This window comes from Kluyvera georgiana ATCC 51603, from assembly GCF_001654985.1.
In the GTDB taxonomy this organism is placed as follows: domain Bacteria; phylum Pseudomonadota; class Gammaproteobacteria; order Enterobacterales; family Enterobacteriaceae; genus Kluyvera; species Kluyvera georgiana.
The window spans coordinates 1-12,343 of the sequence record NZ_LXEU01000074.1; the positions used below are offsets into that span (position 1 = coordinate 1).

Genomic DNA, 12,343 nt, shown 5'->3' on the forward strand with positions numbered 1-12,343 from the left:
TTATACGATTCAGATACAGCACCCGGAACTCTTCCCGTTCAAGCGCGGCCATATGCAGCCGCAACCACTCCCGGACGGCATGAGTGGAGGTGAAGGCTACCCCAGGCTCATGCAGGTGCCGCTCCAGAGCCCTGAGCGCCCGCTGAATGAGACGCCGGTCCTGTGGCGTTATCTCGCCGGGTAAAAAGGAAAGCTGTTTCATTCGTTGCTCCTCCGGTCAGTCAATGATACGCAAAATGGCGTGGGCTTCAGAATGCTGCAGGGCATAGTCCCGCAGGCGGTAATAGTGCGCGGTCATTGCGTCACACTCTGTACGGCAGGCGTGATGGCTGTATTCAATCAGGCAGACAGCAATGCCTGCGGCTTCAGCACTCATGTCCGCGCCATTGCCGTTCATACCGTTGAACAGATGCCATTTATCGTCAACGTCAGCATCAGGGGCCATAAACGCGCCGCCATTGCTGAGCGTGTAAAAGGACCAGATACCACTGTTGTACTCGTCACAGAAGCGGTCCATCCAGGCGAAAATGCGGGGTTCCAGCGTTATCCATTGTGGGATAGAGCCAAAGTACTGCGGCCAGAAGCAGATACGCTGTTCGTCGGGTATCTGCGTTACGGTCAGTTCAAATTCGGATTCGTTAGCAGCAGATGCGAGGTTGTTTTTTGTCGCTGTTGTCATGGGTATGTCTCCGTCAATAAAAAAACGCCAGCGGCGACGGCTGGCGTATGCGGTAATAATGAGTGTTCGGGAAGATTAAATGTTGCTGGTAAATCATGCGGAGCCAGCAGATGGATACGTCCGTACAGATGCCTGGCTTGCGGGTATAGCGGTTAAGACCTTCACCGGCATCCGGTTCAAAGTTCCATGCCTGCCCTAGTCGTCTTCAATGTTAACGCCGGTGATACTGGCAGGAACTAATGGCCCTGCTGCGCAATCAGCCGATACCCACTACGGTAGGTCATAAAGCGATTAGTGAAACGACTTCAAACCTTCAGAATTATTCATTACTCCCCCCCTGAAAAATAATAAAAAAGCGGCAGAATCGTGAGATTCTGCCGTTAGTTGTGTATGTTCAGAGGAATGATATATATCTGAATATTTTTATAATGCTGATAGGCCGTTTTGTGCCAAAAGCAGAAGCTGGTAATTCGTGTCTAATATACTTCACTTAACGTATATCCCAGCTCTGGTACAGAATATGCAAATTAAATACCCAAGAAGTGGCAGGCTGATTAACAAAGAACTCCTTCGATTATAGGATGATTTGTATCGGCACTCATCACACCATGTGCTCGATTCACGCCGCATAGTCAGTTGAATTTTGCTACTCTGTAAGAGGTGGTAAGCATTATCCAATACGGATTTAAATCAATGGAATAAATGATTATGAGTGAAAATGAAACAATCCCAAAGAAGTCTCACAGCCAGATTAACAAAGCTGTATTCTTTACATCTGCTTTGTTAATTTTTCTTCTTGTCGCTTTTGCCGCTGCATTCCCGGATGTTGCTGACAAAAATTTCAAACTACTTCAGCAACAAATCTTCACGAATGCAAGCTGGTTCTACATCCTTGCTGTGGCCCTGATTTTATTGAGTGTCACGTTTCTGGGACTCTCACGCTACGGTGATATCAAGCTGGGTCCGGACCATGCGCAACCTGATTTCAGCTATCACTCCTGGTTTGCGATGCTTTTTTCGGCAGGGATGGGGATCGGCCTGATGTTCTTTGGCGTTGCTGAACCGGTGATGCATTATCTCTCACCTCCCGTTGGCGCCCCAGAGACTGTTGCGGCAGCGAAGGAAGCAATGCGGCTGACCTTCTTCCACTGGGGTCTGCATGCCTGGGCAATATATGCCATTGTAGCGCTGATTCTGGCCTTTTTCAGTTACCGCCACGGTCTACCTTTAACGCTGCGTTCTGCACTCTATCCCATTATTGGCGATCGCATATACGGACCTATAGGCCATGCGGTTGATATTTTTGCCGTTATAGGTACGGTCTTTGGCGTTGCAACATCGCTGGGTTACGGTGTTTTGCAGGTGAATGCCGGTTTGAACCACCTATTCGGGGTGCCCATTAATGAAACGGTGCAGGTCATTCTGATCGTGGCCATCACGGGGTTAGCGACGATTTCTGTGGTGACCGGCCTAGACAAGGGAATACGTATCCTGTCTGAGCTCAATTTGGGCCTCGCGTTGTTGCTCCTGGCGCTGGTCCTGTGTCTGGGGCCAACTGTGCTTCTGCTGAAGTCATTTGTGGAAAATACCGGCGGTTATCTTTCGGAACTGGTGAGTAAAACGTTCAATCTTTACGCATATGAACCTAAGTCGAGCAACTGGCTGGGGGGCTGGACATTACTGTACTGGGGATGGTGGCTTTCATGGTCGCCATTTGTGGGGATGTTTATCGCACGGGTCTCACGCGGCCGAACCATTCGCGAATTTGTCACCGGTGTGCTGTTTGTTCCGGCCGGCTTTACGCTCATGTGGATGACGGTGTTTGGTAACAGCGCAATCTATCTCATTATGAACCAGGGGGCGACCGATCTCGCCAATACCGTCCAACAGGATGTCTCGCTGGCCTTGTTCAATTTCCTGGAGCATTTCCCGTTCTCCTCCGTGCTGTCATTTATTGCAATGGCTATGGTCATCGTCTTCTTTGTCACATCTGCTGACTCGGGGGCAATGGTTGTAGATACTCTGGCATCAGGTGGGGTGGCAAACACACCCGTCTGGCAGCGAATCTTCTGGGCATCGCTCATGGGAGTTGTTGCAATTGCGCTTCTCCTTGCGGGAGGGCTGAGCGCGCTGCAAACGGTGACAATAGCAAGTGCATTACCCTTCTCCGTGATCTTGCTGATATCCATATACGGGCTGTTAAAAGCCCTGCGTCGAGATTTGACTAAGCGTGAAAGCCTGAGCATGGCGACTATTGCTCCTACGGCTGCACGTAACCCAATTCCCTGGCAGAGAAGGTTACGCAATATCGCGTATCTGCCGAAACGATCTCTTGTGAAACGTTTTATGGACGACATTATCCAGCCTGCCATGACGCTGGTTCAGGAAGAACTGAACAAGCAGGGGACGATAAGCCACATTAGTGACGCAGCCGACGATCGTATTCGTCTTGAAGTGGATTTGGGCAACGAGCTGAATTTTATATATGAAGTGAGGCTTCGCGGGTATAGCTCACCCACCTTCGCGCTCGCCGCAATGGATAATGATGAGCAGCAGACTGACCAACATCGATATTATCGCGCTGAGGTTTATCTCAAAGAAGGCGGTCAAAATTATGATGTGATGGGCTGGAATCAGGAACAGTTGATTAATGACATACTGGACCAGTACGAAAAACACCTGCACTTCCTGCACCTGGTTCGTTGATAGCAAAATGCCGTCCTAGGGGGCGGCAATTATTTATCCCGACCGCAATACGAGGGAATGCAGAATGATTTCACGCTGGCAATGGATTCTGAAGCAAACATTTAAGAAACTCTGGTTCAGAGCTACGTTATTCGCAATTGTCGCGATAATAACGGCTCTTTTATCTATTCTTTTTAAATCAATGATTCCTGAGTCGGTTTCAGTGAAGGTTGGTGCGGAAGCAGTTGATAACATTCTGAACATACTGGCATCGAGTATGCTGGCAGTGACCACATTTTCGCTGAGTATCATGGTCACAGCCTACGGTTCAGCCACTACTAATGTTACTCCCAGAGCAACGCGTTTAGTTGTGGAAGACGTAACCACACAAAATGTACTGGCCACCTTCATTGGTTCCTTTCTCTTCAGTCTGGTAGGAATTATTGCCCTCAATATGGGAGCCTACGGAGAAAGGGGAAGAGTCATTTTATTCATTGTCACACTCGTTGTCATTGCCCTCATCCTCATCACATTGCTTCGTTGGATACAGCATTTGACCTCTCTGGGGAGGGTCGGTGAGACAACAGCAAAAGTAGAACAGGCGGCCATCGAAACATTTATTGCGAGAGCCAGAAATCCCTGTCTCGGCGGATATCCATGGCTTGAGAGCTATGAACAGCCGAAAGGAACGGTTGCAGTTTATCCGAAGAAGATTGGCTATGTTGAATATATTGATATGGAGAAACTCAGCAAGCTGCTGGCCAATGATCCTCGTCATGTATACCTTGTGGCGCAACCAGGCAGTTTCATTCATCCGTCCATGCCAGCTTTGTACCTGAGTCAGGGCCAGGAGTCATCAATCTGCGCCGATTTACTTGAGACGATCATTGTCTCGGATGTGCGTTCATTTGCTCAGGATCCCCGATTTTGTCTTAGCGTCATGGCCGAAATAGCCTGCAGAGCCCTTTCACCCGCAGTGAACGATCCTGGAACCGCAATCGATGTCATTGGCAGAGGTGTTCGTATACTTTCTGCTTACGCGCAGAATAAGTCTCATGAAATTGAAGTGACCTATCCTTCAGTACACGTTGCGCCACTTCAGAACAACGATCTCCTGGAAGACTTTTTCTCACCTGTCGCACGCGATGGTGCCAGTATGAGAGAGATTCAGATAAGAGTGCTCAAAGGGCTATCTATGCTGAGTACGGGTTGGCCTGAGATGTTTGCTGATGCCGCGCACACTCTGGCAATTGAAACATTAGAGCATGCAAATCGCGCTGACCATATAGACTCCGATAGAGAATTCATAAAATCAATTTATTTTGATTTGTTTTTTGATGAAAACGCTAATAAGCAATCATAGTTGTGGAGCAAGCGATTTGGTTGCTAGCGAGACAAGAACAAAGCGTCTGCATGAGAATGGGCGTCTGCTTTGTATTAGAAGAGAACATACTGAGTCTTCATCACTTTTGCAGCAGGCTTTATCTCTACGTAAGACATCGCCTACAATCAAATATTTCGGTTTAATACCAGGAGAACACTAAATGTAGAAATTATGTCTACTCAGTTCGGAACAGACTACTGTTTTTTTATTCCGTAGCTGAGACCATCATATTTCCTCCAGCAAAGGAGATAAAAATGGAAAAATTATTTACCCAGTTTCAGACCGGTGATACTGACCTGGTAAACCGCGTCGTTATGGCCCCCATGACCCGCTCACGGGCAATGACTAGTGATACCGCTGATGAACTGACCGCAAAATATTATCAGCTGCGTGAATCCGTATGGGGCAAACCGGAGGTCGTCCGTGACGGGCTCAGGGATCTGGTTCGCCGCACGGGCGCAGATGAAATTATGGTGAACTCATGGCAAGGCACTCGTCTTTGCCGCTCTTCAGAAATAATGCTGAGTATTCTACCGGAAAGGCAAAAGGATCATTTACCAAAGATAATGACGAGAAAGTCATTGACGAAGCGGGGAAGGGGTTAAGTCATCAATCCATATCAAAATATCAGACGCCTGTTTACGCTATGCGGGCGTCCGCTTTTCGCTCACAGCGGACCTTCAATCCAGTAAGTATGTCGGCTTCGTGCTATGAGTCCAGCGATTATTGCAAGAATCGAAATACGCTAACCAACTGGGATCGGGGTACGTCGGCAATCGAAGCTGCAGGCAGGTAGCTCCTGCAGCCAGTATTGTTAACATTTCAACAGCAGCACTCTGCTTCTTTTTCACTACATTCTTCACAAATTCTGCAAGAGCAGAAGTCCTCAAGGTTATTGCACTGGCTACATTTTTTGCAGGTACAGTCCGACTCTTTCTCGTCACAGTTCTCACAAGTTCCACAAGTACATGCACTCATCATGTGTGCACACTTATCACAAATTTTATCCATAGTTTCTCTCAACCGCTAAATAAACAATCTCAACATAACACGTGATTATTTTATCATTGCTATATAGTCAACTAAAACTGGCCACTGCGCTCATTATTCGGAAGTGCCTGGACTAATCGGTGGAAATAAAAAATGAAAAAAATAAACCCTGACTGCTCCTGGCAGTCAGGTATGTTGTTATGGATGGAAAGCACAACTGTCACTCGTTAGTGCAGTCTGCTAATGTTGGCAGTGCCTTCGTAGCGTTCGTCAGGTCAACGCTGAAGGTCCCCGCTTTGCGGTCATTGACGTAGACGTCGAACTGCCTGGCCTTACGGATATCCATGATGAAACTAAACCAGGCATTATCCCCGTTACGCCAGCCAAGGGTTGAGGGAATGGCGTATTGCTTATGGGGCCCATCACCACTGTGATGTCGGTACTGTCATCATGCGAGCTGATCGTTTTATCCCCTGCGAGGGTCAGAAAAACCGATTGCTGGTAAATACCGTTCTGGTCCGGATTTTCCGTGCAGTTGATGGTAAACATCTTTCCGCTGCTATCCGTCACACTGTATTCCGCATTGCCCTGACCGTACCCCTGTTGCCAGAGTCCCGAAACCGCAGAGGCATTGAAGCTGACAAGCAGCACGCCAGCGAGCATGAGCCGACTTAAAGAATTTATTTTCATTTCTGTCTCCTTTGTCTTTGTATTTATTCCCGGTTATCAGGATTTGAGGGTATCAGCAGCCGTCCCATCAGTTTGCCGTCATGGGAATATTCAAGGAAACGCTCCCGGGTGCGCGGGTCCGTTTTCTCGTGGTATTCCAGGCTGATGTTGTCGGCAATACACAGCGCATTCATCAGCGGCTGCACGGTTTTCTCCTCCATATCCACGAGGTAGTAGTAACAGCCACCCTCGCAGCCATCGGGCGACTGACGGGTACGTAAGACCTGCATAGTGGGACCAGAAAGAGCAATCTGCGACCACTCTTCCCTGACATCATCCTGACGGCTCACCACATCGCTGAAGCGCGGAGGCGTGAGGTCCTTAAATTTACTGATAGCTTTCAGGTCATCACTCCTGTCATCGCAAGCGCTCAGAAACAGAGTGGAGGCAACCAGCGCCAGTAGAGGTAGTGTTTTACGTTTCATTATTTTTTCCTGAAATCAGACGAACCACTTTGGTAAAGACATAAATCCCCACGAAAATACCCACCGGCACGCCGACGAACGGCGTCAGCGCGACACTGGCAGCACCGGCTGCGCCACCTCCCGTCAGTAGTGCGGCAACGGTTGCAAGTGTCAGGGCCGTGAGGCTGTCGGACACTCCAGTTTTGTTCAGAATGATGACGATGATAACAATGGCGATAATGGCAATAACAGGCACTGGGCTCCTCCCTGTTGCCGGGTTGATAACAACGCCTGCGCTATTCCGGTGGGCTGTCAGCCGGAACAAACGTAAGCAGTGAATGCTGGATAAAGCGAAAATGGGGTAAGGCCTGAATGAAGACCGGGTCTTCAGTCAGGCGGCACAGACTGTCATTCCGGCGAAAAGTCTCCTGCAAAGGCTGAATCAGATGGATTTCATCAAGTGTGAATAAGGCGATATGTCCGTCGTGCTCTGCCACCAGATACCAGGCCTGCTGGTGGATAAGTAACCGGCAGGGAGCCAGCCGCTCACAGCGCTGCCCCTCGGCAATCAGCGTCACCCGCCTGCGCCCGGTAATGGCCTGAATCAGTCGCCAGAAAGACAATGCGCCTGATGGCGAAGGAGCCGGACTGGCGGGTGCGATTACGCAGGGAGACTCATCGCACATCAGCAGTGCGTTTACCAGACGACGGTCAAAGCCAGGGAAAAGACCGGCCATCCCGCTGCGGTGGGCAAAGATAAGCACGTCGGGCACCATCTGCGTCTCACTGCCCGCAGTGCGTAAGCGGCAATATCCGGACTGATACTCCAGGTCCAGATACATCAGCCGCTCACGAAAATCACGCCGCAGCGTGCGCACCGACACACCAAACTCAGCGGCCAGCTTACGCACACTCAGTGTTTCCCCTGCCACCAGACGGCTGATTATCAGTGACAGCCTGACAGCCAGCCGGTCATGGCGGCGTTCTGCCTGTGTCATGAGACGTTCTCCGTGAAAGTTAACTGACTGAAAATGATGTGATTACTTTAAAGAGGGGGTCGGACAGGGTATGGACATCACAGAAACTATTTTTCATTTCTGCAAAAGCCAGAGGCAGCGGGGGTTACAGGCCATTCCTCAGTGAGTGAGGACCGCCAGCACGGTGCGATGCGGACAGGTGGTGTCCGATATTAACAAAGCGGCAACATTAAACGGTCACTGCAGTTGCGTGAGCATCGCTTCCGCCATCACCCACAGTGCCCGGTTAAGTTTCACGTTCCCGTCGATATCGCGAACGGCACGGGTATGTGACCGTCCTCCTTTGGCATTACGGCCACTGAGCCCACCCTTAATCAGGTTCTCCTGAATACGCTGGTACGTGGTCCACAGGTCGCTACTCTCATCTTGCCAGCGGCGCGGGGAGAGGATCTGCGACTCAGTCACCGGCTGGTGGTCCTCACCAAAGCGGTACGTCAGCGCGGCTTTTGCCAGTGCCTGCTGCGCAGGTGGTGGCAACAGCAACGACTGCATCGCATCCCGCTTCTCCTCCACACGGTCAAAAATGCCCAGCACTTCATAGGCCCCCTCAATCACCTGACTCACTACATCGCCTTTGTGCGGCACACGCACCTCGCCAAATGACTCACCGCAGACGAGCCCGTTCTGACAAACCGCACGAAATAAACCCGGCAACATCTGGTACGAACTGGTGCCATCATGGGAGTTGAGCAGGATAATTTCTGGTACCTGTTTACCGGTAATCTGCCCCTCCCGACGAAGGCGTAGCATGTGTTTTGTGTGCTCGCGTCGACCCGGGTCGCGTACCCGGGTCTGACAGGCAAAGAACGGCTGGAAGCCTTCGCGCTGCAGGCTGTCCAGCAGGGATATGGTGGGTATATAGGTATAACGCTCACTACGGGATGCGTGTTTGTCCTCACTGAATACACTGGGCACCACGCGAAACAGCTCTTCGCGGGTTAACGGGCGGTCGCGACGGATAAGATTTGCTGCGCCAAAGCGCGAAGCCAGACGGGCCATAAGCAGACTCCTCATAACGGGAAAACAAATAAAAGGGATCCCCGTCGCATCTGCGACAGGGGCAGGGAAGTAACAGGGATGGGTTAAATACTCAGAAGAAGAAATCCCAGACGGCGCGGGCCACTGACACCACCGTGGTGCGCACGGCCTGAATGACAGCCCGTACCGGGGCGGGTATCAGGGGAAAGGCACTGATGCTATCGAGTACGGCCCCGACGGTTTCACCAAAATCGCTACGAGCCTGTTCCCGGACTACCGTCGTGCGAAAGGAAGACTGGAGTTGCGACACCACCGGGCTGGTGGCCTCACGTGGCAGGCACTTAATCATTCGCTCGGCCATCACCCGCAGTCCCCACTGAAGACGGACCGACACGGCACACACCGGATGTACGGGCTGGAACAGCTCATGCAGCAGACAGATTTTACGGCTGATATTCTGCTTCTGCGCCGTGGACAACGGTCCCCCACCGCTGGTGGGTTCGGCCTTATCCGACTGGCTGATAACAAACAGCACCTTATGCCGGTATACCTCTCCAATCACCTGATGATAAAAATGTTCATCCACCGCCAGCGCCCGGTCATCGGCCTTAATCAGCCACAGAACCAGGTCGAGCCGGGGGAGTTGTTCGCGGTACATCGCAGCATACTCGGTATCGCGAGCACCACTTTCGCCCACGCCGGGCAGGTCCACCAGCGTCATATAGCGCTCGCCGACTTGCAGGCGAAAGCGCAGTGGCTCACGGGTACATGCAGCCACATCGCTGACCGGTGATATATCTCCGGCAAACAGGGCATTGCACAGACTGCTCTTCCCAACACCGGTTTTACCCATAATGCCGATCACTGGCTCGTAGCGGGTTAACTGATTTATCTGCTGCAATATACGTTCAGACACCCACTGTGGCAGACCAGCGAGCGATTGCTGAAACGGCTTCAATCCTTCAGAATTGTTCATTACTACTCCTCTGAAAAATAATACAAAAACGGCAGGATCGTGAGATTCCACCGTTAGTCAGGTATGTTCAGAAGAATGATATCTATCTGAAAATAATTTGAATTAAGGTAAGCGTTAAACAGCTGCCGCCTGTGATCCCGACCCTAAGTCGTTAGGTTATTCTGCCCCCCTCATCCTCAAGCCAGACCAGTGGATAAGGGCAAATTGTCCGAGGGGCGATAGGGCATTGGGCATTGGGCATTGGGCATTGGGCATTGGGCATTAAGGTTTTATAGTTGTTAGGCATTAATCTAACGTTATAGAAACATCAGCTAATACGATGACTGTCTACGTTTGAAACGTCATCTCTTGCTTTTACATAAGTATTAATGTTGATTATCATCAATTTGATTATAATCATGGCACTTTATTGATTACCGTATTAAATTTTCATTTTTCCCTATAGTGATGATTCATGCCTAGTCCCCCTTGTAAGCGGCTTGACGACTTGAGTCAGGTCCAGCGCGAACGGCTGGCCTACATCGATTTTCGGCTTTACTTCTTCGGTGAGATCGGTCGCCCAGATCTGATTGAGCGCTTTGGCGTTGCTCCAGCAGGAGCGACTCGCGATTTGGCTTTGTACCGGGAAATCGCTCCGAATAACATCACCTTTGATGGTAGCGACAAGATCTATCGTATCGGGCAGGCGTTCTCTCCGTTGTTCGAGCACGCATCGCAGCGTGTTCTGTCGGCGCTGGCTCTGGGCTTTGGCGATGGCGTGAATGGCCCAATGCAGGCGTTGCTACCCTGTGAATCCCCCACAGCCCTGAGCATACCCAAGATGGATGTGTTGGCCGTGATTTGTCGAGCCATCCACTCCAAGCGCCCCGTCGCCATCCGCTACCACTCGATGAGCAGCGGAAAGTCCGAACGGATCATTGTGCCCTTTGCTTTGGTAGATACCGGCCTGCGCTGGCACGCCCGGGCCTTTGATCGCAAGAGTGGAGAGTTTCGGGATTTCGTCGTCACCCGCATCGAAGCGCCAACATTGCTTGAAGAGGTTCCGCAGGCCAACGAACGACCGGATAATGATATCCAGTGGACGCGCATCGTTGAGTTGGATTTCGTGCCGCACCCGCGTGTTGAACGCCCCGAAATCATCGAGATGGACTACGGGATGACCGGTGGCTCGATTAGGATGTACGTTCGTGCAGCGGTGGCAGGCTATATGTTGCAGCGCTGGCGTGTTGACTGCTCACCCAATCATTGCCTAAATGGACCGGAGTACCGTTTATGGCTCAAAGATCATCTCGCGATCTACGGCGTGAAAAACGCCTTACTGGCACCAGGCTATAGCACCTCTACAAAGGCTGACTCTTGATGGAACTGATCGACAATATCAATCGTCTGCTCGGAGACGACCTAAAGCAGACGCTCAAACCCGGTGCTCGCCTGAAGATCGCCGCCTCCTGTTTTTCGATGTACGCGTTTGAAGCGCTAAAAGCAGAGCTGGAAAAAATCGACGAGCTGCAATTCATCTTTACCTCGCCGACGTTCACCGCTAATGAAGTAACCGACAAGATTCGTAAGGAACGCAAAGAATTCCACATACCGAAGGCTGACCGCGAACGTAGTCTGTACGGTAGTGAGTTCGAAATTCAGCTGCGCAACAAACTGACCCAGCGCGCAATTGCAAAAGAGTGTGCGGACTGGATGCGGCGTAAGACAACATTCAAGTCCAATCGCAGCAAGGCTCCGATGCAGCAGTTTGCTTGTGTTCAGGCCGCCGCCGCAGAGACTGCCTACATGCCACTGCACGGATTTACGGCCGTCGATCTTGGCTACCAGCAAGGCAATGCTGTTTCAAACCTCGTCAACAAAATGGACGAGTCGACGTTTACGGCGACCTACCTCAATCTGTTTAACCAGATCTGGCAAGATCCTGAGAAGCTGGAGGATGTAACGGCGCAGATCTGCGACCACATTGCATCCGTCTACCAGGAAAACTCGCCTGAAAGTATCTACTTCCTGATGCTCTATAACATCTTCAATGAGTTTCTGGACGACCTCAACGAGGATGTCCTGCCCAATGACCGCACGGGCTATCAAGACACGCTCATCTGGAACAAACTCTTCAATTACCAGAAAGATGCTGCCACTGGGATCATCAACAAACTTGAAAACTACAGCGGTTGCATCCTGGCCGACAGCGTGGGCTTGGGCAAAACCTTCACCGCACTTGCCGTCGTAAAGTATTACGAACTGCGCAACAAGTCAGTTCTGGTGTTATGCCCCAAGAAACTTGCGGACAACTGGCTGAACTATAACCGCAACCTTAAGACCAACATATTTGCTCGCGACCGGTTCAGCTACGACGTGCTTTGTCATACTGACCTCAGCCGTACGAGCGGCGAGTCGTTTGGAACACAATTGAATCGCATCAACTGGGGCAGTGAAGTGGCACACTGAATTTGTCCACCTGAACAGAGGTGATATGCTCAC

Annotated in this window: 10 protein-coding genes and 4 pseudogenes; 5 read left to right on the top strand and 9 right to left on the bottom strand. The window is 50.8% G+C overall.

What is annotated here, in order from left to right; all coding sequences use genetic code 11:
- The 3 genes and pseudogenes from M989_RS18415 to M989_RS26435 form a co-directional block, all read right to left on the bottom strand.
- A pseudogene (locus M989_RS18415) lies at positions 1 to 202 on the bottom strand (hypothetical protein); the annotation flags it as partial.
- A 15-nt stretch (positions 203 to 217) separates the two neighbouring features.
- Positions 218 to 679, bottom strand: coding sequence for an antirestriction protein (locus M989_RS18420; RefSeq protein ID WP_003031344.1), 462 nt, complete (start codon positions 677 to 679; stop codon positions 218 to 220).
- Between the two features lie 112 nt (positions 680 to 791).
- Positions 792 to 884 (bottom strand): annotated as a pseudogene (locus M989_RS26435) (DUF905 family protein); the annotation flags it as partial.
- A gap of 503 nt (positions 885 to 1,387) precedes the next feature.
- Between M989_RS26435 and M989_RS18425 the strand changes: the two are divergent.
- The 3 genes and pseudogenes from M989_RS18425 to M989_RS26440 all read left to right on the top strand — a co-directional run.
- Positions 1,388 to 3,385, top strand: coding sequence for a BCCT family transporter (locus tag M989_RS18425; RefSeq protein WP_016245729.1), 1,998 nt, complete (start codon positions 1,388 to 1,390; stop codon positions 3,383 to 3,385).
- A gap of 64 nt (positions 3,386 to 3,449) precedes the next feature.
- On the top strand, positions 3,450 to 4,727 hold the full coding sequence (locus M989_RS18430) for a DUF2254 domain-containing protein (RefSeq protein ID WP_003036928.1): 1,278 nt from the start codon (positions 3,450 to 3,452) through the stop codon (positions 4,725 to 4,727).
- 275 nt (positions 4,728 to 5,002) lie between these two features.
- Positions 5,003 to 5,146: pseudogene (locus M989_RS26440) on the top strand (oxidoreductase); the annotation flags it as partial.
- 812 nt (positions 5,147 to 5,958) lie between these two features.
- On the opposite strand, the pseudogene yfjT reads toward M989_RS26440, so the two are convergent.
- From yfjT to M989_RS18465, 6 genes and pseudogenes are all read right to left on the bottom strand, one after another.
- A pseudogene (gene yfjT, locus M989_RS18440) lies at positions 5,959 to 6,428 on the bottom strand (protein YfjT).
- Positions 6,429 to 6,451: 23 nt separating this feature from the next.
- Complete coding sequence (locus tag M989_RS18445) at positions 6,452 to 6,892, bottom strand: YfjS/YafY family lipoprotein (RefSeq protein ID WP_003029616.1); 441 nt, start codon at positions 6,890 to 6,892, stop codon at positions 6,452 to 6,454.
- The gene (ypjK, locus tag M989_RS18450; protein WP_003029614.1) at positions 6,882 to 7,127 is read right to left on the bottom strand and encodes a protein YpjK; all 246 of its coding nucleotides are present in this window, start codon (positions 7,125 to 7,127) and stop codon (positions 6,882 to 6,884) included. The genes M989_RS18445 and ypjK overlap by 11 nt, the downstream gene beginning before the upstream one ends.
- A gap of 40 nt (positions 7,128 to 7,167) precedes the next feature.
- Positions 7,168 to 7,869, bottom strand: a complete 702-nt coding sequence (locus tag M989_RS18455; RefSeq protein WP_003029611.1) for a DeoR family transcriptional regulator — start codon at positions 7,867 to 7,869, stop codon at positions 7,168 to 7,170.
- Positions 7,870 to 8,085: 216 nt separating this feature from the next.
- On the bottom strand, positions 8,086 to 8,907 hold the full coding sequence (locus tag M989_RS18460) for a DUF932 domain-containing protein (protein ID WP_064547700.1): 822 nt from the start codon (positions 8,905 to 8,907) through the stop codon (positions 8,086 to 8,088).
- Between the two features lie 91 nt (positions 8,908 to 8,998).
- The gene (locus tag M989_RS18465) at positions 8,999 to 9,862 is read right to left on the bottom strand and encodes a GTPase family protein (RefSeq protein ID WP_003029608.1); all 864 of its coding nucleotides are present in this window, start codon (positions 9,860 to 9,862) and stop codon (positions 8,999 to 9,001) included.
- Positions 9,863 to 10,349: 487 nt separating this feature from the next.
- Here M989_RS18465 and M989_RS18470 point away from each other — a divergent pair, with 487 nt between their 5' ends.
- Both M989_RS18470 and M989_RS18475 read left to right on the top strand, forming a co-directional pair.
- Positions 10,350 to 11,222, top strand: a complete 873-nt coding sequence (locus M989_RS18470; RefSeq protein ID WP_003029605.1) for a helix-turn-helix transcriptional regulator — start codon at positions 10,350 to 10,352, stop codon at positions 11,220 to 11,222.
- On the top strand, positions 11,222 to 12,310 hold the full coding sequence (locus M989_RS18475) for an SNF2-related protein (protein WP_003029602.1): 1,089 nt from the start codon (positions 11,222 to 11,224) through the stop codon (positions 12,308 to 12,310). Before M989_RS18470 ends, M989_RS18475 begins: the two co-directional genes overlap by 1 nt.
- Positions 12,311 to 12,343 lie beyond the last annotated feature (33 nt).